The following is a 19,415-nucleotide window of genomic DNA, read 5'->3' on the forward strand; positions in this document are numbered from 1 at the left end:
GTTCCATCTATAGCTGCCGCAAAGGGAGACTTCCATGGACATCATCCTGCCTGCGGAGAATGGCGACCGCGTCAGCTACAGGCTGGTCGGTCAGCCGGTAGAGCCCGTCATCGGCGCGGATTTCCCGCGCATCGCCTATGCCGCGGCCCATGTCGTCGCCAATCCATTCGCCATGACCGATCCCTGGTCTCAGGCTGCGGTCGACTGGGACAAGACCATGGCCTTTCGCCATCATCTGTGGCGGCTCGGTTTCCGCATCGCGGAAGCCATGGACACTTCGCAGCGCGGCATGGGTTTCGACTGGGCGAGCGCGAAGGAACTGATCCGGCGCTCGATCGCCGAGGCACATACGGTGAAGGGCGCCGATCTCGCTTCGGGCGCCGGCACCGACCACCTGGCGCCCTCGGCGGCAAAGTCGCTCGACGACGTGATCCGCGCCTATGAGGAGCAGTTCGCGTTCGTCGAGGGCGAGGGCGGCAAGGCGATCATGATGGCGAGCCGCGCGCTGGCGGCGGTGGCCAAGGGGCCGGACGACTATGCGCGCGTCTACGACCGCATCCTCAGCCAAGCTTCCGGCAAGGTCATCCTGCACTGGCTCGGCGACATGTTCGACTCGGCGCTGAAAGGCTATTGGGGAAGCGACGATTTCGAGTCCGCGCTCGATACGGTCGTCGCCATCATCGAGCGGCATGCCGACAAGGTCGAAGGCATAAAGATATCGCTGCTCGACGCCGGCAAGGAGGTACGGCTGCGCGACCGCCTGCCCGAGGGCGTGGTGATGTTCACCGGCGACGATTTCAACTATCCGGAACTGATCGCCGGCGACGGCAAGAAGCATTCGCATGCGCTGCTCGGCATCTTCGACGCCATCGCGCCGGTTGCCAACGCCGCGCTGGCGAAGCTCGGCGCAGGAGACCGGGCCAGCTATGACGCGCTGATGGCGCCAACCGTGCCGCTGTCGCGGAAAATCTTCGAGGCACCGACCGAATATTATAAGGCGGGCATCGTCTTCATGGCGTGGCTGAACGGCCACCAGGATCACTTCGCCATGGTCGGCGGCATGCAGTCGGCGCGCGGCATATGCCACTACGCCGACATCTTTCGCCTGGCCGATCAGGCCGGATTGCTGGCCGATCCCGAGCGCGCCATCACCAGGATGAAAGCCCTCTGCTCGGTCGCGGGCGTTTGAATCAGGCAGTCCTATCTTCTACGCGATGGCATCAGCCGCGCTCGACAGGTGGAAGGCTGTCCTGGAGCGGCGAAAGAAATCAGGGCCGGCGCCATATCGAGCTCGAACGGGATCGTGTGAAAACTCTGACCGCGGCTTTGCAGCAGGTCGACGATGCGCGCTTCCTCGTCAGGGTCGACGATCCAGAATTTCTCGCAGTCCGGGAGTTCAGGTTCATTGTCCAGGACGAACCGGACATTGTCGTGTGACTGGCCCTTCGTGTGCCGTGGCTCCAAGTCATTGCCGATGGTGCGGCCGAGCATGAAGCTGTCCTTCGCGGGGGCGGGTTGCGAGGTCTCATAAGCCTCACGGGCGGCGTCGACGCGCTGCCGCGCCAGACGATCGCGGGCGGCTTGCCTTGCCGCCCGTTCGCGTATCCGGGCAAGGGTGGCAAGCGGCGCGCTCGCGCGTTTGAGTTCGCGATAGACGCGCAACCAGACCACTCATGTGCCCAGACTCGCGGCTGGACATCGCAGTCCGCGTGCGATTGCCGGCGGACGGAAGAGCGGAGTCTCTATTGGAATTAGGGCAATCCTCCCGAAATCGGCTCTGCGTGCCTGTTATTCGGATTGTGTCACAGTTCTATTCAATCGATGCGCTCAAACAGATAGGCAAGGACGCTTGCCCCGCTACGACCGGCACTCCTCCGGTTCGCTAGACAAGCGCCCGGCTCCACGCTTAGCTGCCAGGGCAGTTCAGATCATCAGGGAGCGCTTCAGCGTGAAGGGATACTGGCTCATCGTCGGAACCGAGATTTCGGACCAGGAAGCGCAGGCGGAATACGGCCGGCTCTGGAAGCCGATCGGCGAAAAATACCAGGCGCGAACCAACACGACGAAGCAGCCGCCGCTGCTTGTCGAGGCGCGCGATGCCAAGCGCATGGTGCTTGTGGAGTTTCCGTCGCTGGAGATCGCCAAGGCCTGCTACGCCGACCCGGCCTATGAGGAAGCCATGCGCTTCGCGCTCAAGGCGTCGAATCGCGTGCTGGTGATGTTCGAAGGGGACCTCGGTTAGCCGGCGGGCGTAGCGCCACTGGAGAACCGCTAACTTGCGCTCGATCCGAGACGGCCAACGCCATGGCCGCCCGCAACAATTCAAGGGAGGTCAAAAGCGGTAGTTTAGGCTCAGAGAAACCGTATGGGTGCTGGGCTTGACGAACGTTGGGCCAACCAACGCACTGTCGTCTTCGAAATTATGGTCCGAGAAATGCGCGTAGGCGTAATCAACGCCAACAACCCATTTGTCATTGAGCGCGTAATCTGCGCCAACACCGATCGTCCAGCCGGTATAAGTCCGGTCAAACTTGGTATCCCCAAAACCGAGAACGCTATATCCGGTATCGTGCAGGTGCAGGAAGGCCACGCCGCCCTTAACGTAGGGGAGGAAGTTGCCCATCGCATATCCGGCCTTCGCGACGATATCGCCTTGCCAATCAGCAGCGGTCTCGAACGTTTCACCGTCGATCGTCGGCACTGTCTTCTTGTTGAACACCGCAACCAGACGAGCCTCCGCTCCGAGAACGAAATTGTTGTCGAACTGATACTGGTAGCCTACTTGGCCGCCAATCGATGCCGATGTGCTATCGCCATCATATCCGGTGGGATCATAATTCGGGATCGTCACATCGCCCTTGAGGAAATTGACGCCGGCCACCGCGCCAATATAGGCGCCTGTCCAATTGTAGGACGTGGGCTCGACTGACAATGCATCCGCAGCAAAGGCTGACGAACAAAACCCAACAAGCATTGCCGACGTGAGTAGAACCTTCCCCATAACTCGCCTGTCGCTCCGATCCGCCATTGCACCTAAGAGTTGATAGCATGGTTTTCAGGAGTTGCGCTGTAACACAGCGGCAACAGTGGCGCTGGATGAGGCGTGGCGAGAGATTGCTTCCGACACCGCGAGCAAGGTTCGGACCCTACAAAAACCCGCAAGCCGGAGCCAGCGGGTGATAGGTTGGCTTTGTCTCGCCCCCGTAGGGAGCTAGCGAACTATAATGGCGCAGCAAGCCGCGTGCACTTTCGCTCATTCCAAGACGTCGCCTGCCCACGCCGCCGCTTGTGCCAGGCAGTGGCGGAAACCGCTGAGTTATTGGAAGGATGGTGGGCGTGACAAGGATTGAACTTGTGACCCCTGCAATGTCAATGCAGTGCTCTCCCGCTGAGCTACACGCCCATCCGAAGCCGCGCATACACCATTTTTGGTCCGGCGCGTCAATAGCGGGAATAAGAAAAGAAAGCTCCGTTTTGCCGCAGCGGCGGGAGGCCGATGCCCGAAGCGCGTCGCGTCGAAAAGGATTTCGAGCGACGCGCCTCAGGTCTCTGTTTCATGCATGTCGTATCCCAAAACCGCGGCACGCTTTTGGGCGTCATGCATTGGCCGGAAAATATCTCAGGCCGCCTGCAGCATCTTCTCGACCTCGTTGACGAGGTCGCGCAGGTGGAACGGCTTCGACAGCACCTTGGCGTCCTTGGGCGCCTTGGAATCCGGATTGAGCGCGACGGCGGCAAAGCCGGTGATGAACATCACCTTGAGGTCCGGATCGATCTCGGTGGCGCGGCGGGCAAGCTCGATGCCGTCCATCTCGGGCATGACGATGTCGGTCAGAAGCAGCGAGAAAGGCTCCTCGCGCAGCCGCTCATAGGCGCTGGCGCCATTGTCGAAATCGCTTACCTGGTAACCGGCTCGTTCGAGCGCCTTGACGAGGAAGCGGCGCATGTCGTCGTCGTCTTCCGCCAGCAGAATGCGTGCCATCATATCCCGTCCGAATCACCCACCCCAGGCCTGCCGCCGGGCAGGGCCGTTAACCATCCTGTATATGAGGAGGAGACGGTAAACATCAAGTGAACGTTGGGTTGGTGCATACTACCTCGCGCAGCCTTTTGGTGAGGCCGAAATGCTGGACATGCCGGACGCAAGATGGCAGTTTTGCGTAATGATGCAGTGCTTGGTCCTGGTTCGTTCAAATTGAAGACGGCAGCCGAGGATTTTTCGGTCGTACCACCCTTCGAAATCCGATCGGGCGCCGAGCAGCGCGTACCTTTCCTGTTCAATTCGCCGCATAGCGGCCGCCACTATCCCGAGCGCTTCCTGGCCATGGCGCGGCTCGACCGCAACGCCATTCGCCGGTCGGAGGACTGCTATGTCGATGAGCTTTTCGGCGGCGCCGTCGCGCTCGGCGCGCCGATGCTGGCGGCGAACTTCCCGCGCGCCTACCTCGACGTCAACCGCGAGCCATGGGAGCTCGATCCGCGCATGTTCGCGGAGCCGGTGCCGTCCTTCTGCAACATCCGTTCGGCCCGCGTCGCGGGCGGCTTGGGCACGGTGCCGAAGCTGGTGGGGGAGGGGCTCGACATCTATCCCGGGCGCCTGCCTCTGGCCGAGGCCGTGGGACGCATCGAGGCCGTCTACAAGCCGTATCACGAGACGCTGAAGCGGCTATTGACCAGGACTCACGCCAGGTTCGGCTACGCCGTGCTGATCGACTGCCATTCGATGCCGGCCAGCATCCGCGTCGGCGACAATGGCGCGCGGCCGGATTTCATCATCGGCGATCGCTTCGGCATTTCTGCGTCCGCGGCTCTGACCGAGACGGCGATCGGCCTGCTCACCGGCATGGGCTACGCGGTCGCGCACAACAAGCCTTATGCCGGCGGCTTCATCACCGAGCATTACGGGCGGCCGGCGCGTCATCTCCACGCGCTGCAGATCGAGGTCAATCGCGGACTTTACATGAACGAGCGGACGTTCCAGAAGTCGGCCGGCTTCGACACGCTGGCCGACAACCTGACGCGGTTTTCGGCCGAGCTGATGTCGATGCCCGACCACAATTTCGTCGACCTGCCGCTCGCCGCGGAATGATCGCAACCCGACGTTTCGCGGCTTAAAAAAAGACCGCATCGCTTTCACGACACGGTCGAAGTCTAGGGAGGAAACGCCCAAGGAGGGCATGGACAGGATAAGCTGTCCGAGAACAAAACTATTGTGCGATGCACAAATGTCAATCGACTTCGGGCTTTTTTAATTCAATATGATGTGCAAATTCCGTTTCGACGGCTGAGGTGTGACATTCGGGCAACAAATGCGCGATGCCTGACCGGCCTTTGCGTCTTTGCTCCGGGCAGAAAACGGCGGCCGCCGGCTGCCGCAAGGGGAGAGTGAGTTGGATATCAGCATCGACTTCATGCGGCGCATCGCGCGTGCCGCCGCCGCAGAGACCTTGCCGCGCTTCCGCAGCCAGGGCGCGGTCGCCAACAAACTGGCGGAAAGCTTCGATCCGGTGACCGAGGCCGACCGCGAGGCCGAGCGGGCGATCCGGGCGCTGATAGCGGCGGAATACCCCGATCACGGCATCCTCGGCGAGGAGCATGGCAGCGAAAACCTGTCGAGCCGGCATGTCTGGGTCATCGACCCGATCGACGGCACGCGCGCCTTCATCTCCGGCTTGCCGGTATGGGGAACGCTTGTCGGGCTGACGGTCGACGGCGATGCCGTCGCCGGCCTGATGTCGCAGCCTTTCACCGGCGAGCTGTTCTATGCCAATGCCTCCGGTTCGCACTACGAAGGCCCGGGCGGTCCGCGCAAGCTCACGACCCGCAAGACGACGGACCTCTCCAGGGCGACGCTGTTCACCACCACGCCGGCGCTGTTCAAGGGCGAGGCGCGAAGCCGCTACGACCAGTTCGAGAAGCAGGTGCAACTCGCCCGCTACGGCACGGACTGCTATGCCTTCGCGATGATCGCGGCGGGAAGCGTCGACATCGTCGCCGATCCGGACTTGAAACCCTACGACATCGTGGCGCTGATCCCGATCATCGAGAAAGCGGGCGGCGTCGTCACCACCTTCGAGGGCGGGCCTGCGGAAAACGGTGGCGACATATTGGCGGCGGCGACGCCGGAATTGCACGCCGCGGCGATGGCGGCGCTGCGCGGCTGATCATACGGCGTGCCTCGGTGTCTGTGCGCGGCGGAGACCACAGCGCGGAAGGAGCCGCTCTCTCAGCTGTCGGTGGGCCGGGCGTCGGTGCGACGCAGGCCCCACAAAATGAGCGCGAAAGCGGTGAGGCCGGTCGGCGCGGACGAATAACCGACGACCTTGATCACGGCTTCCTGAAACGCGCTCCCGTGAGAGGCTCCAGCCGCCAAAGGCATCGTCTCGTTGCCGGCTCCCCAGGCGCTGGCGATCACGTAGGCGGTCAGGATGGCCAAGGCCGAATAGATCAGGAGCCAGAACGCGACCCGCGACGTCGCCGCACCGAGATTGAGCCTGGACCATGTGAGACCCAGCGCCAGCAGGAGAACGCCTTGCAGGGCGCTAAGCGTGTGTGCGGACAGTCCGAGCCGCGGCGCGGCGAGGTAGGGTATCGCAAACCCTTCGAGTGAGGAAAACAAGAGCAGGGCGACGCCAATCTGCAGCAGACGGTGCCCCTGACGTGACAGCGTGCTCGATGCGTCCATGGCCGTCTCTCCCGTCTCCGGTTGGCGTCTGACCTCTTTGGGCAGCAACTAGCGCTCGACGGCTGGACGGGAATAAGGCGCCGCGCCGCGCCGAGGGCATGACGGCGGGCTGGGCCAATCGGGTCGTGAAAACTCGCTCGCTGTCGTGACCCGCGGTGCGCCGGCGAAGCGGTCAAACAGCGTCGCCGGTTCCCGGAATGAACGCATCGAAGGCCGCGAGCAGCTGCTCGCGGAAAAGATCCTTCTCCTGCAGGATCTCGTGATGCGCGCCGTCGATCATCAAGAGCGAGCCGACGCGCAGCCGCCGGGCATAGGATTCCACCGCCTTGGTCGAGACGACCTGGTCGGCACCGGCGGCGACAATCAGCATCGGAACCTGGATCCTTGCCATGAAATCGGGATCGCTGACCGCCTCCGCGGCTTCGGCGGCAGCCTTCAGCCAGCGGATGGTCGGGCCACCGAGCGCGAGCTGCGGCCAAGCCCTGTAGATGTCGGTGTTGCGCCGATAACGCTCCGGATCGGACGTCACCTTGTTGGTTTCGAAGGGCGTCGGCAATTTCGGGCGCGGCCCCCAGGCGGCATAGAGACGGCCGAGGCCCAGCGCGCAGAATACCGCGCAGATGCGCCGCACCGTGGTTATCGAAACCGACAGGTCGGGTACGGCCAGGAAGGGGGCGATCAGCACCATGCGGCGGACCCGGTTGACCATCGAGGGCGAAGCGAGCAGCGCGATCACCGCTCCGGTCGAGTGGGCGAGAATGTAATAGGGGCCGCGGCAATCCGGCAGCACGATCTCCTCGAAGAACTGCTCGAGGTCGCTTGTGTAGTCGCGGAAGCTGCGAACATAGCCGCGCTGCCGGTTGCGCAGCAGGCGGCTGGAATCACCCTGACCGCGCCAGTCGAGGATGGCGACGCCGAAGCCGCGCTCCGCGAGGTCGCGGATGGTCTCGAAATATTTCTCGATGCATTCGTTGCGGCCAGTCAGCAGCACAACCGTGCCCTGCAGCGGGCGGGCAACCGCGGCGAAGACGCCGTAGCGAATCTTCTTGCCGTCTCGGGTGGTGAAGAAGCCACCGGCAGCGTTCTTTGGCGGCGGATTGCCTTCAGTCAGATAGAAAAGATCCGTCATTCGGCGCTTCGTGATTGTTCTTTGCCCGAACGGGCCAGGCGTTGCCATGGTGATAGACGGCCATGCGCCAAAAGCAAAGGCGTCGCGGGGATTTGCGCGGCTTTCATAAGACAGGGAGGGCGTGAAACGGTAAGGCCGGAAGCGCCTGCGGCGCGCTTCCGGCCCCTGTCGATCCGGGAGGAAGGGACGTTGCACCCGGTTCGGCCTCGTCGCGGCGCTCCGATCGAGGCGCCGCATGTCCGTAATCCTGGCTGCAGCTTAGCGTCACGTGGCTGAACGGATGCCGAAGCCTCGGTTCATCTGGCGTTCATCGGGCAGAAGGGAACTTGACCGCGCGAAGTTCTTGAAAAGGCCTTTTCCGCTTCCCAAATTGAGATTGCGGCCGCCGATGTCGGGGCCGCTGGCCTATCCGGAACGCCTTTCGAGGGTTTCGTACCGGGTCAAACGCAAACCATGTTGCTCAACAGGAGAACACATCATGCGTCACGTTGATTTTTCCCCGCTTTATCGCTCGACCGTCGGCTTCGACCGTCTGTTCACCATGCTCGACTCGCTCGGCCAGCCCGAGAGCGCGCAGACCTATCCGCCCTACAACATCGAGCGCACCGGCGAGAACGCCTATCGCATCTCGATGGCGGTTGCCGGCTTCTCGGAGGACGAGATCTCGATCGAGGCGCACCGCAACGTGCTGACCGTCAAGGGCGAGCGCAAGGAAGAGAACAACGGCGAGGGTTCCGAGCTGCTCTATCGCGGCATTGCCTCGCGGGCCTTTGAGCGCCGCTTCCAGCTCGCCGACCATGTCGAGGTCGAGGGCGCCACGCTGAAGAACGGCCTGCTCTTCGTCGACCTCAAGCGCAACATCCCCGAGGAGCTGAAGCCGCGCAAGATCGCGATCACCTCGTCTTCGGACAAGGCCAAGCAGATCGAGGCCAAGGCTGCCGCGTGATCCGCAGGCTCCATCTGGAATATGTCTCCCTCCCGAGACGGAAGCGGCGCCGAGAGGCGCCGCTTTTTTGTCGGGCCGGCTACGCTTTTTCGCCGAATCGCTCCGAATATGGATTTTCGCGCAATTCCGGACGGAAAACCGCTGCGCATTTTTCCTGGAATTGCTCCCTATTCAACCAGCAAGTGACCAAGCCGGTCGATCTCTTCCGTCGTGGTCGCGAAGCTCGCGACGAAGCGGTAGATCGCTTCATTGTCGCCGAGATGGCCGTCGAAAGCCAGCGGCACGCCCCACTCATAGAATTTGGCGCCGGCGGCCCGCAGCCTGTCGGCAAGAGCGCGGTCGAGGATCGCGAACACTTCGTTGGCCTGCGGCAGCCAGGCGAGCCTGCCTGCAGGGGCGTCCTCGATCGTCTCGGCCAGATGCGCCGCCATCGCATTGGCGTGGCGCGCCATCCGCAGCCACAAATCATCGGCGAGATAGGCTTCGAACTGGGCCGAGATGAAGCGCGCCTTGGAAAAGGTCTGCCCGGCGCGCTGGCGTAGGAGGCGCAGATCGCGGCCGACTTCCGGGTTGAGGATCACCACCGCATCGGCCATCCAGCAGCCATTCTTGGTGCCGCCGAAAGAGATGAGGTCGACGCCGCTCTTCCAGGTCATCTCCGCCGGCGTGACGTCGGTCGCGGCAATCGCATTGGCAAAGCGCGCGCCGTCCATATGCAGCGGCAGTTTGTGGCGATGGCTGACCTCGGCGATCGCCTTGATGTCGTCGACCGTATAGACGGTGCCGACCTCGGTCGCCTGGGTGATCGTCACCGCCATCGGCTGGCCGCCCGGAGCGAGGTCCTGCGAATAGCGTTTGATCGCCTTGTCCAGAGCCTGCGGGTTGATGCGGCCCAGGGGACCTGGAACGGGCGCGACGCGCGCGCCGCCGGTGTAAAAACCCATCGCGCCGAACTCGTCGACATTCATATGCGCTTCGGAATGGCAAAGCGCGATGCCGCCGATACGGTTCAGCGCCGCCATCGAGAGCGCGTTGGCTGCTGTGCCGGTGGCGACGAAAAAAACCTGAACTTCGCGTTCGAAGATCTCGCTGAAGCGGCGGTAGACGGCGCGGTCGAGATCGCCGTCGCCATAGGCGGTCGCGGTGCCGGCGGCATGACGCGACAGGTTCGCCGCAATGTCGGGATGGACGCCCGCCCAGTTGTCGGATGCAAAGAACATCGAAAGGTCCGTGTCGTGATTTGGCAAAAGCGGCGCGACTTGACTGCTTCGGCGCGAGATGCGCAAGGGCCAATCGTTCGCAAAGTGGTGAAGCCAGCCGGCGACCACACCGGCTGGGATCAAAGCTTACGTTTGGCGATGCCGTCACGAAATTTTGTGTCGCGGCGAGGCCAAGATTTTTGTGAATCGGTCTTGTGCGGGTTCCCGATTTCTGTCATAAAAAATTTAGGACAGTAGTGCTGTCTTATTTTGTCGCACAAAACAGGCTGGACTGGCGTATCATCGCTGCCATTCCGGCCATTGTCGCGAGCGGCGGGTAGACGGCTCCGCTCTGACCTGTACGATACCGGATGCGAACCGGGCGTATGGCCGCATGGTTTGGCAAGACTTTCGCGAGACGTGCAGCAAGGATGAAGGGAAGCATTCTCGCTTCCCAAGGCAAACCAGCGCCCTGAGGGAAATCACCGCGCAAGGGTGCGGAATGGAGGATAGGACGATGACGGAACTGACGCCATCTGCGATCAACGGCCAGGCCGCGCAGACGAAAGCGGCAGCCGTCAAAAATCCGACTCGCCCGACCAACCGCTTGACCGCGCAAGGGCTCTACGATCCGCGCAACGAGCACGATGCCTGCGGCGTCGGCTTCATCGCCAACATGAAGGGCGTGAAGTCGCACCGGATCGTCGAGGACGGTCTGGCGATGCTGGAAAACCTCACCCACCGCGGCGCCGTCGGCGCCGATCCGCTGGTCGGCGACGGCGCCGGCGTGCTGGTGCAGATTCCGGACCAGTTCTTCCGCGAGGAAATGGCGGCAAAGGGCGTCGAACTGCCGCCGGCCGGCCAGTACGGCGTCGGCCACTGGTTCATGCCGCAGGACGCGGCACTTCGCGCCCATATCGAAGACATCATCGCCGAATCGGCGCAGTCCGAAGGTCTGCCGCTCATCGGCTTCCGCGACGTGCCGGTCGACAATTCGTCGCTGTCGAAAGCGCCGGAGATCGTCGCGTCCGAGCCGTTCCATCGTCAGGTGTTCATCGGCCGCACGGCCGACATTCCGGACGACGAGGAATATGAGGCAAGGCTCTACCTGCTGCGCAAGGTGATCTCGGGCCGCATCTATGCCGAGAACGACAACAAGGACATCGGGGCCTATTGCGTGTCGCTGTCGGCGCGCACCATCGTCTACAAGGGCATGTTCCTCGCCTACCAGGTCGGGGCCTATTACAAGGACCTCAAGGATCCGGGCTTCGAAACGGCGCTGATCCTCGTCCATCAGCGCTTCTCGACCAACACCTTCCCGTCGTGGAAGCTCGCGCATCCCTACCGCATGGTCGCGCATAACGGCGAGATCAACACGGTGCGCGGCAACAACAACTGGATGGCGGCGCGTCAGGCGTCCGTCGATTCCGAGCTGTTCGGCAACAACATCTCGAAGCTCTGGCCGATCTCCTACGAAGGCCAGTCGGACACGGCGTGCTTCGACAACGCGCTCGAGTTCCTGTTCCAGGGCGGCTACAGCTTAAGCCACGCCATGATGATGCTGATCCCGGAAGCCTGGGCCGGCAACAAGCTCATGGACGCCGACCGCAAGGCCTTCTACGAGTACCACGCCGCGCTGATGGAGCCGTGGGACGGCCCGGCTGCGGTCGTCTTCACCGACGGCCGCCAGATCGGCGCCACGCTCGACCGCAACGGCCTGCGCCCGGCGCGTTACATCGTCACCGATGACGATCGCGTCATCATGGCTTCGGAGGCCGGCGTGCTGCCGGTGCCGGAGGAGAGGATCGTGCAGAAGTGGCGGCTGCAGCCCGGCCGCATGCTCCTGATCGACCTCGCCAAGGGCCGCATCGTCTCCGACGAGGAGATCAAGTCGGAGATCGCGACCAGGCACCCCTACAAGACCTGGCTCGCCAACACGCAGCTCATCCTGGAGGATTTGAAGCCGGTCGAGCCGCGCGCCTTGCGCAAGGACGTCAGCCTGCTCGATCGCCAGCAGGCCTTCGGCTACACGCAGGAAGACACCAAGCTTCTGATGGCGCCGATGGCGACCACCGGCCAGGAAGCGGTCGGCTCGATGGGCACCGACACGCCGATTTCGGCGATGTCGGACAAGTCGAAGCTGCTCTACACCTATTTCAAGCAGAACTTCGCCCAGGTCACCAATCCGCCGATCGACCCGATCCGCGAGGAGCTGGTGATGAGCCTGGTGTCCTTCATCGGGCCGCGGCCGAACATCTTCGACCTGGTCGGCACGTCGCGCCGCAAGCGGCTCGAAGTGCGCCAGCCGATCCTGACCAATGGCGATCTCGAGAAGATCCGCTCCATCGGCCACACCGAGGACCGTTTCGACACCAAGACGATCGACATCACCTACGGCTCGAACGAAGGCGCGGCAGGCATGCAGGGCGCCATCGACAGGCTCTGCGAGCGGGCCGAGGCGGCAGTCGCCGGCGGCTACAACATCATCATCCTGTCGGACCGTCAGGTCGGGCCGGACCGGATCGCCATTCCCGTGCTTCTCGCCACCGCGGCGGTGCATCACCATCTGATCCGCAAGGGCCTGCGCACCTCCGTTGGCCTGGTCGTGGAATCCGGCGAGCCGCGCGAGGTGCACCATTTCTGCTGCCTGGCCGGCTACGGCGCCGAGGCGATCAACCCCTATCTCGCTTTCGACACGCTGCTCGACATGCACAAGCGCGGCGAGCTGCCGGCGGAGGTCGACGAATATGAAGTCGTCTCCCGCTACATCAAGTCGATCGGCAAGGGCATCCTCAAGGTGATGTCCAAGATGGGCATCTCGACCTATCAGTCCTATTGCGGCGCGCAGATCTTCGACGCCATCGGGCTCAAGTCGGATTTCGTCGAGAAGTACTTCACCGGCACCGCGACGCTGATCGAAGGCGTCGGATTGGACGAGATCGCGACCGAGACGCTCAGCCGCCACACCGACGCCTTCGGCAACGACCCGGTGTTGGGCAACAACCTCGATGTCGGCGGCGAGTACATGTTCCGCATGCGCGGCGAGGCGCATATGTGGTCGCCGGACGCGGTGGCCACCTTGCAGCACGCCGTGCGCCAGGGCTCCTGGGACACGTTCAAGGAGTATTCGGCGCAGATCGACAGCGCGACAGCCAGAGCACGGACCATTCGCGGTCTGTTCAAGATCAGAACAGCCGAGGAAACCGGCCGCAAGAAGGTCGCGATCGACGACGTCATGCCGGCGGCCGAGATCGTCAAGCGTTTCTCGACCGGGGCGATGTCCTTCGGTTCGATTTCCAGGGAAGCGCACACCACGCTGGCGCGCGCCATGAACACCATCGGCGGCAAGTCGAACACCGGCGAGGGCGGCGAAGAGGCCGACCGCTATCTGCCGCTGCCCGGCGGCGGCAAGAATCCGGAACGTTCGGCGATCAAGCAGGTCGCTTCCGGACGCTTTGGCGTGACGGCGGAGTACCTGGTCAATTCCGACGTCATGCAGATCAAGGTCGCGCAGGGCGCCAAGCCGGGCGAGGGCGGGCAGTTGCCTGGACACAAGGTCGACGCCACCATCGCCAAGGTCAGGCATTCGACCCCCGGCGTCGGCCTGATCTCGCCGCCGCCGCACCACGACATCTACTCGATCGAGGATCTGGCGCAGCTGATCTACGACCTGAAGAACGTCAACCCGGCGGCCGATGTCTCGGTCAAGCTGGTGTCGGAGGTCGGCGTCGGCACGGTTGCCGCGGGCGTCGCCAAGGCGCGCGCCGACCACATCACCATCTCCGGCTACGACGGCGGAACCGGCGCTTCGCCGCTGACCTCGCTCAAGCATGCCGGCAGCCCGTGGGAAATGGGCCTCGCCGAGACGCATCAGACGCTGGTGCTCAACGGGCTGCGCTCCCGTGTGGCGCTGCAGGTCGATGGCGGCCTGCGCACCGGCCGCGACGTCATCATCGGCGCACTGCTCGGCGCAGACGAGTTCGGCTTCTCGACCGCGCCGCTCATCGCGGCCGGCTGCATCATGATGCGCAAGTGCCACCTGAACACATGCCCGGTCGGCGTGGCGACCCAGGATCCGGTGCTGCGCAAGCGCTTCAAGGGCACGCCCGAGCACGTCATCAACTTCTTCTTCTACGTGGCGGAAGAGGTGCGCGCGCTGCTCGCCGAAATGGGCTTCACCCATCTCGACCAGATCATCGGCGACACCGACCTGTTGGAGAAGCGCGACGTGATCCAGCACTGGAAGGCGCGCGGGCTCGACTTCTCGAAGATGTTCTTCAAGCCCGACGCGCCGCATGAGGCGCTGCACTGGACCGAGCGGCAGAAGCATCCGATCGACGACGTGCTCGACCGCAAGCTGATCGAGCTGGCGAAGCCGGCGCTGGAAGCCAAGCAGCCCGTCACCATCGAGCTGCCGATCCGCAATGTCGACCGTTCGACGGGCGCGATGCTGTCGGGCGAAGTCGCCAAGCGCTTCAAGCACAAGGGCCTGCGCGAGGATACGATCACCGTCAAGCTCACCGGCACCGCCGGCCAGTCCTTCGGCGCGTTCCTGGCGCGCGGCGTCTCCTTCGATCTGGTCGGCGCCGGCAACGACTACGTCGGCAAAGGCCTGTCGGGCGGCCGCATCGTCATCCGTCCGCCGGAAGAGGCCAAGATCATAGCCGCTGAATCGATCATCGTCGGCAACACGGTGCTCTATGGCGCCACCGAGGGCGAGGCCTATTTCGCCGGCGTCGCCGGCGAGCGCTTCGCGGTGCGCAATTCCGGCGTCGTCACCGTCGTCGAAGGCGTCGGCGACCATGGCTGCGAATACATGACCGGCGGCATCGTCGTCGTCATCGGCAAAACGGGGCGCAACTTCGCCGCCGGCATGTCGGGCGGCGTCGCTTACGTGCTCGACGAGAAGGGCGATTTCGCCGAGCGCTGCAACATGGCGATGGTGGAGCTGGAGCCGGTTCCGGAAGAGGACGACCTGATGGAGAAGCTGCTCCATCACGGCGGCGACCTCGACCACAAGGGACGCGTCGACGTCTCCGGCGACATGACCAGCCACGATGAGGAGCGGCTCTACCAGCTGATCTCGAACCACGTCCACTACACGGGTTCGGTGCGCGGCCGCGAGATCCTCGACAACTGGCAGAGCTTCCGGCCGAAATTCCGGAAAATCATGCCGGTCGAGTATCGCCGCGCGCTGATCGAGATGGAACGCATGCGCATGAGCGTGGCGGCGGAGTAGGCTTCGGGCATGGCCGGGGAGACAATGCCCCGGCCGGCATCCTCACCAACAATCCTGACCTCGGAACCAAGGTTGCCATGGCGGCCTTATGAGGTTAACGGGTGCGCCGACAAGCTAGGCTTTCGAGCGTGCCTTCGGACAGCAGGGACTGGACTATGGGCAAGGTAACAGGGTTTCTCGAGATCGACCGGCAGGTGCACAAGTACCAGCCTGCCTCGGACCGCATCCGGCATTTTCGCGAATTCACGCTGCCGATGTCGGACAAGGAGGTCGAGAAACAGGCCGCGCGCTGCATGGATTGCGGCATCCCGTTCTGCCACGGGCCGACCGGCTGCCCGATCCACAACCAGATCCCGGACTGGAACGACCTCGTCTACAATGGCGACTGGGACAGCGCGATCCGCAACCTGCATTCGACCAACAATTTCCCGGAGTTCACCGGCCGCATCTGCCCGGCGCCCTGCGAGGAAGCCTGCACGCTCAACCTCGAGGACATTCCGGTCGCCATCAAGACCGTCGAGCAGGCGATCGCAGACAAGGCTTACGAGACCGGCCACATCCGGCCCTATCCGCCGGAGAAGAAGACCGGCAAGCGGGTCGCCATCATCGGCTCCGGGCCGGCGGGCATGTCGGCGGCGCAACAGCTCGGCCGTGCCGGCCACGACGTGCATGTCTATGAGCGCGAGAGCCGGCCGGGCGGATTGATGCGCTACGGCATTCCCGACTTCAAGATCGAGAAGCATTACATCGACCGCCGCATCGAGCAGATGCAGGGCGAGGGCGTGACCTTCCATTGCGGCGTCAATGTCGGCGTCGACAAGCCTGTTGCTGAGCTCCTCGCCGAGCACGACGCCGTGCTCTATTGCGGCGGCTCGGAAACGCCGCGCCCTGCCAACATCCCCGGCGACGATCTCAGCGGCGTCTACGATGCGATGCCCTATCTGGTACAGCAGAACCGCCGCGTCGGCGGCGAGCCGATCCAATCGGTGGCCTGGCCCTCACATCCGATCATCGCCGGCGGCCAACATGTCGTGGTGGTCGGCGGCGGCGATACCGCGTCCGACTGTATCGGCACCGCCTTCCGGCAAGGCGCGGTGCGCGTGACGCAGCTCGACATCCGCCCGCAGCCGCCGGAGAAGGAAGACAAGCTTGCCGTCTGGCCCTACTGGGCGACCAAGATGCGTACGTCCTCCTCGCAGGCCGAGGGCGCGGAGCGCGAATTCCAGGTGGCGACGCTCGAGTTCATCGGCGAGGACGGCCAGCTGACCGGCGTCCGCTGCTGCGAGGTCGACGAGAAGCGCAAGCCGATCGCCGGTACCGAATTCGTCATCCGCGCCGATCTCGCCTTCATCGCCATCGGCTTTGCCGGTCCCGCGAGCGACAGCGTGATGAGGGAGCTCGAGGGCGTGATAAGGACCGTCACCGACAGCCGCCGCTCGAAGAATGTCGAGGCCAACGACCGCGACTACAGGACCAGCATCGACAAGCTCTACGCAGCGGGCGACGTGCGCCGCGGCCAGTCGCTGGTGGTGTGGGCGATCCGCGAGGGCCGCCAGGCGGCGCGCGCGATCGACGAGGCGCTGATGGGGTCGACGGTACTGCCCCGTTAACGATTGATTGCGGTCGTCGTGTCTGAGGCGGCGGCCGCTGCCGCCGGTTTCGGCGGCCAGGAAAAATCGTCGGCGCGGCCAGGCGAAGCGGCTGGCGCCTTGCCCTCGACGGTCAGCTTTTCACCAGGCAGGTTCGGATCGGCCTTGGCGGGCGGAGCGGCACCTAGAAGTTCCGTGCCGCCGTCGAGCGCCGGATCGCTGAGCAGCATCGGCGGCGTACGGTCGACGATGACCGGAGTTGCGGCGGGCTTCGACGCCTCGACCGGGGCGCCGGCCGGCGCGGAAACCGTCGTGACGCTTCCCGGCGCCGCCAGTCCGAGGATCTTCGCCAGCGGCTTTTCGGTATAGAAGGCAAGCTTGCGCTTGCCGGCCTTGGTGACGTTGATGCCGTCGTCGGAGCGCAGGCGCACCGGTTGGCCGTTGATGTCGGGGCCGGAGGTGACGAAGGCGCCGTTCTCATCGACGAAGCCGTCCCAGACATCGACGAACTCGCCGCCATGAGCCTGGGCGGCCGAATGATAGATGTCGTTGAAGGCCAACATGTCCGAGGTCATCTTCGCCACCCGGAACGCCGGCATGCCGACCCACAGGAACGGCACCTTGCTATCTTGAATGGCCTTGCCCAGCGCATCGGTGCGGCGCTCGTATTCCTTGGTCCAGTTCTCGGAGCGCGGCTGCTCGCGCACGTCGCCGACACGCATCTGCTGGCGGTCGTTGGAGCCGAGCATGACCACCACCACGGACGGTTTCTCCGTCTCGATAAGCGACTTGATCTCGGCTGGCCAATTGTAGAAATCCTCGCGCACGAAGCCGGACGAGCCGTTGCTGCGCGAAACGATCCTGACGGCCGGATTGTCGGCAAAGGCGGTGTCGAGGCCCTCGGCCAGCCCGCTCGCCAGGAAATCGCCGACCACCAGCACGACGCGGGCATCCGGCGTCTTTTCGACGATCGGCGTCTCCGGTTCGGCCGGCGGGCGCGGCTTGGGTTTCTTCTTTGGTTTCGGCCTTGCCTGCTGGATGTCGGCCGGGGGCTCGATGCGTTCGCTGCGGCGCGGGAACAGGAGGTCGCGCAGCGACCAGCCGCGGCTTTCCTCCTGTGCGAAAGCAGGCGAATGGAAGGCGCTGGAGCCGGCGACGGCAAGCACGGCCACGGCCAGGACGAGGATCGGCAGGCGGCGAACGATCAGCCAGATGCGCGCAACCGAAACCAATCGCTTCTCCATCCCTTGGCGCATGACCATGCAAAATGCGGGAAAGTCATGCGCAAGCCGAAGCGCTGCAGCATCCCTTGCGGTATTTCAAAGGATGTTTGACGCCACGAGCGGCTCTACTGCTTGCGGAGCCATTTCAGCACTTCCAAGCTCGGATAGCCATCCTGTGTCAAGCCGACCTTTGCCTGGTAAGCCATGATGGCGGCCTTCGATCCGTCGCCGATCTTGCCGTCGAACTTGCCGTCATAATAGCCGTGCTCGGAAAGCCGCTTCTGCAACTCCTGGCGTTGCTCGAAGGTGAGCTTGGTGAAGGGCCGCTGCCAGTCCTGCACAAGGCCTGTGCCGCCGGCGATCTCGTCGGCGAGAAGGCCGACGGCCAAAGCGTATTTGTCGGCATTGTTGTAGGCCTTGATGACCGAAAAATTCCTGATCATCAGGAAGGACGGTCCGCCCCTGCCGTCCGGCACCTTCAAAGTCGCCTTGTCCGTCAGGTTCCGGAACGGCTTGCCATTGGCCCTGACGACGCCGAGCGCCTGCCATTGCGCCAGCGTCTTCGATCCGGCGGGCAGCTTGCCGGGCGGAATGGTGACCTCATAGCCCCAGGTCTTGCCGGCCTGCCAGCCGTTCTTCTTCAAGAGATTGGCGGAGGTCGCCAGCGCGTCGGGGATCGAGTTCCAGATGTCGCGCCGGCCGTTGCCGTCCATGTCGACCGCGTAGCGCTGGTAGCTGGTCGGGATGAACTGGGTCTGGCCCATCGCGCCGGCCCAGGAACCCATCAGATGACTTTCGTCGATGTCGCCGGTCTGCAGGATCTTCAACGCGGCGATCAGCTGGGTGCGGGCATATTTCGACCGCTTCGGGTCGCCATAGGCAAGGGTCGCCAGCGAACGGATGACATTGCGCATGATGTCGTCGCGCTTGAGGGTCTCGCCATAGTTCGATTCCATCGACCAGATGGCGAGAAGGATGTTGCGGTCGACACCGAACCGCGCCTCGATGCGATCCAGCCACGGCTTCCATTTGCGCGCCATTGCCTGACCGTTGGCCACCGACTGGTCATGCACGCGGTTGTCGAAATAATCCCAGGCGGGAGCGGTGAATTCCGGCTGGGTGCGGGCCTTTTCCAGCACGACCGGGTCGGGCTCGATGCCCCTCATGGCCTGGTCATAGACAGCACCCGAAACGCCGCCCGAAACCGCAGTGGCGCGAAAGCCCGCGACCCACTGGCGGAACCCCGCATCGGCGAAAGCGGGTCCGGCAGGCATCAGCAAGGCAAGCGTCAGGCCGGCGGCCGTCACCATTGCCGTCAGTCGCCTTGCGGTGTTGCGAACGGACATCTTTTCCTCCTTCGTCAAATCAGGAAGGATCATTCAACGCCGAACCGGGTTAGTATTTA

At 63.7% G+C, this 19,415-nt stretch carries 15 protein-coding genes and 1 tRNA gene; 7 read left to right on the forward strand and 9 right to left on the reverse strand.

Annotated features, from left to right (window positions below):
* Positions 1 to 34 precede the first annotated feature (34 nt).
* A complete protein-coding gene (locus tag QAZ22_RS11505) occupies positions 35 to 1,189 on the forward strand; it encodes a dihydrodipicolinate synthase family protein (protein ID WP_278206873.1) in 1,155 nt (384 codons plus the stop codon).
* Between the two features lie 11 nt (positions 1,190 to 1,200).
* Here the strand turns inward: QAZ22_RS11505 and QAZ22_RS11510 are convergent, their stop codons facing one another.
* Positions 1,201 to 1,662, reverse strand: coding sequence for a hypothetical protein (locus QAZ22_RS11510; RefSeq protein WP_278206874.1), 462 nt, complete (start codon positions 1,660 to 1,662; stop codon positions 1,201 to 1,203).
* Between the two features lie 286 nt (positions 1,663 to 1,948).
* Here QAZ22_RS11510 and QAZ22_RS11515 point away from each other — a divergent pair, with 286 nt between their 5' ends.
* Positions 1,949 to 2,242 (forward strand): DUF1330 domain-containing protein, encoded by a 294-nt coding sequence (locus QAZ22_RS11515; protein ID WP_278206875.1) that lies wholly within the window; start codon positions 1,949 to 1,951, stop codon positions 2,240 to 2,242.
* A 90-nt stretch (positions 2,243 to 2,332) separates the two neighbouring features.
* Here QAZ22_RS11515 and QAZ22_RS11520 read toward each other — a convergent pair whose 3' ends face one another.
* The 3 genes from QAZ22_RS11520 to QAZ22_RS11530 form a co-directional block, all read right to left on the reverse strand.
* Complete coding sequence (locus QAZ22_RS11520) at positions 2,333 to 3,001, reverse strand: outer membrane protein (RefSeq protein ID WP_278206876.1); 669 nt, start codon at positions 2,999 to 3,001, stop codon at positions 2,333 to 2,335.
* A 327-nt stretch (positions 3,002 to 3,328) separates the two neighbouring features.
* Positions 3,329 to 3,403 (reverse strand) — tRNA-Val (locus QAZ22_RS11525).
* Positions 3,404 to 3,619: 216 nt separating this feature from the next.
* Complete coding sequence (locus tag QAZ22_RS11530; RefSeq protein WP_006199474.1) at positions 3,620 to 3,982, reverse strand: response regulator; 363 nt, start codon at positions 3,980 to 3,982, stop codon at positions 3,620 to 3,622.
* Between the two features lie 165 nt (positions 3,983 to 4,147).
* Here QAZ22_RS11530 and QAZ22_RS11535 point away from each other — a divergent pair, with 165 nt between their 5' ends.
* Complete coding sequence (locus tag QAZ22_RS11535; RefSeq protein WP_278206877.1) at positions 4,148 to 5,089, forward strand: N-formylglutamate amidohydrolase; 942 nt, start codon at positions 4,148 to 4,150, stop codon at positions 5,087 to 5,089.
* A gap of 301 nt (positions 5,090 to 5,390) precedes the next feature.
* Entirely contained in the window at positions 5,391 to 6,164 is a 774-nt protein-coding gene (gene hisN, locus QAZ22_RS11540; RefSeq protein WP_278206878.1) for a histidinol-phosphatase, read from the forward strand.
* Between the two features lie 62 nt (positions 6,165 to 6,226).
* Here the strand turns inward: hisN and QAZ22_RS11545 are convergent, their stop codons facing one another.
* Together QAZ22_RS11545 and QAZ22_RS11550 are read right to left on the reverse strand one after the other, a co-directional pair.
* On the reverse strand, positions 6,227 to 6,685 hold the full coding sequence (locus QAZ22_RS11545; protein WP_278206879.1) for a hypothetical protein: 459 nt from the start codon (positions 6,683 to 6,685) through the stop codon (positions 6,227 to 6,229).
* A 172-nt stretch (positions 6,686 to 6,857) separates the two neighbouring features.
* Entirely contained in the window at positions 6,858 to 7,814 is a 957-nt protein-coding gene (locus QAZ22_RS11550; RefSeq protein WP_278206880.1) for an alpha/beta hydrolase, read from the reverse strand.
* Between the two features lie 478 nt (positions 7,815 to 8,292).
* Here QAZ22_RS11550 and QAZ22_RS11555 point away from each other — a divergent pair, with 478 nt between their 5' ends.
* Positions 8,293 to 8,760 carry an Hsp20 family protein gene (locus QAZ22_RS11555; protein ID WP_278206881.1) on the forward strand — a complete coding sequence of 156 codons (468 nt, stop codon included), beginning with the start codon at positions 8,293 to 8,295 and terminating at the stop codon, positions 8,758 to 8,760.
* Between the two features lie 167 nt (positions 8,761 to 8,927).
* Here the strand turns inward: QAZ22_RS11555 and QAZ22_RS11560 are convergent, their stop codons facing one another.
* Positions 8,928 to 9,980, reverse strand: coding sequence for a low specificity L-threonine aldolase (locus QAZ22_RS11560; RefSeq protein WP_278206882.1), 1,053 nt, complete (start codon positions 9,978 to 9,980; stop codon positions 8,928 to 8,930).
* 496 nt (positions 9,981 to 10,476) lie between these two features.
* Between QAZ22_RS11560 and gltB the strand changes: the two genes are divergently transcribed.
* Positions 10,477 to 15,198 (forward strand): glutamate synthase large subunit, encoded by a 4,722-nt coding sequence (gene gltB / locus QAZ22_RS11565; protein WP_278206883.1) that lies wholly within the window; start codon positions 10,477 to 10,479, stop codon positions 15,196 to 15,198.
* Between the two features lie 155 nt (positions 15,199 to 15,353).
* The gene (locus tag QAZ22_RS11570) at positions 15,354 to 16,808 is read left to right on the forward strand and encodes a glutamate synthase subunit beta (RefSeq protein WP_278206884.1); all 1,455 of its coding nucleotides are present in this window, start codon (positions 15,354 to 15,356) and stop codon (positions 16,806 to 16,808) included.
* On the opposite strand, the gene QAZ22_RS11575 is transcribed toward QAZ22_RS11570, so the two are convergent.
* Both QAZ22_RS11575 and QAZ22_RS11580 read right to left on the reverse strand, forming a co-directional pair.
* The gene (locus tag QAZ22_RS11575; RefSeq protein WP_278206885.1) at positions 16,805 to 18,019 is read right to left on the reverse strand and encodes a DUF459 domain-containing protein; all 1,215 of its coding nucleotides are present in this window, start codon (positions 18,017 to 18,019) and stop codon (positions 16,805 to 16,807) included. The two genes, QAZ22_RS11570 and QAZ22_RS11575, sit on opposite strands and share 4 nt — an antisense overlap.
* Before the next feature lie 116 nt (positions 18,020 to 18,135).
* The gene (locus QAZ22_RS11580; RefSeq protein WP_278206886.1) at positions 18,136 to 19,356 is read right to left on the reverse strand and encodes a lytic murein transglycosylase; all 1,221 of its coding nucleotides are present in this window, start codon (positions 19,354 to 19,356) and stop codon (positions 18,136 to 18,138) included.
* Positions 19,357 to 19,415 lie beyond the last annotated feature (59 nt).

Origin of the sequence: Mesorhizobium sp. WSM4906 (assembly GCF_029674625.1) — a bacterium.
In the GTDB taxonomy this organism is placed as follows: domain Bacteria; phylum Pseudomonadota; class Alphaproteobacteria; order Rhizobiales; family Rhizobiaceae; genus Mesorhizobium.

Excerpts from the sequence above, each read along its gene's own strand:
- QAZ22_RS11535 (WP_278206877.1), top strand. The coding sequence starts at position 4,148 with ATGGCAGTTTTGCGTAATGATGCAGTGCTTGGTCCTGGTTCGTTCAAA.
- QAZ22_RS11560 (WP_278206882.1), bottom strand. The coding sequence starts at position 9,980 with ATGTTCTTTGCATCCGACAACTGGGCGGGCGTCCATCCCGACATTGCG.
- QAZ22_RS11570 (WP_278206884.1), top strand. The coding sequence starts at position 15,354 with ATGGGCAAGGTAACAGGGTTTCTCGAGATCGACCGGCAGGTGCACAAG.
- QAZ22_RS11580 (WP_278206886.1), bottom strand. The coding sequence starts at position 19,356 with ATGTCCGTTCGCAACACCGCAAGGCGACTGACGGCAATGGTGACGGCC.
- QAZ22_RS11545 (WP_278206879.1), bottom strand. The coding sequence starts at position 6,685 with ATGGACGCATCGAGCACGCTGTCACGTCAGGGGCACCGTCTGCTGCAG.
- QAZ22_RS11530 (WP_006199474.1), bottom strand. The coding sequence starts at position 3,982 with ATGGCACGCATTCTGCTGGCGGAAGACGACGACGACATGCGCCGCTTC.
- QAZ22_RS11555 (WP_278206881.1), top strand. The coding sequence starts at position 8,293 with ATGCGTCACGTTGATTTTTCCCCGCTTTATCGCTCGACCGTCGGCTTC.
- QAZ22_RS11520 (WP_278206876.1), bottom strand. The coding sequence starts at position 3,001 with ATGGGGAAGGTTCTACTCACGTCGGCAATGCTTGTTGGGTTTTGTTCG.
- QAZ22_RS11550 (WP_278206880.1), bottom strand. The coding sequence starts at position 7,814 with ATGACGGATCTTTTCTATCTGACTGAAGGCAATCCGCCGCCAAAGAAC.
- gltB (WP_278206883.1), top strand. The coding sequence starts at position 10,477 with ATGACGGAACTGACGCCATCTGCGATCAACGGCCAGGCCGCGCAGACG.
- QAZ22_RS11505 (WP_278206873.1), top strand. The coding sequence starts at position 35 with ATGGACATCATCCTGCCTGCGGAGAATGGCGACCGCGTCAGCTACAGG.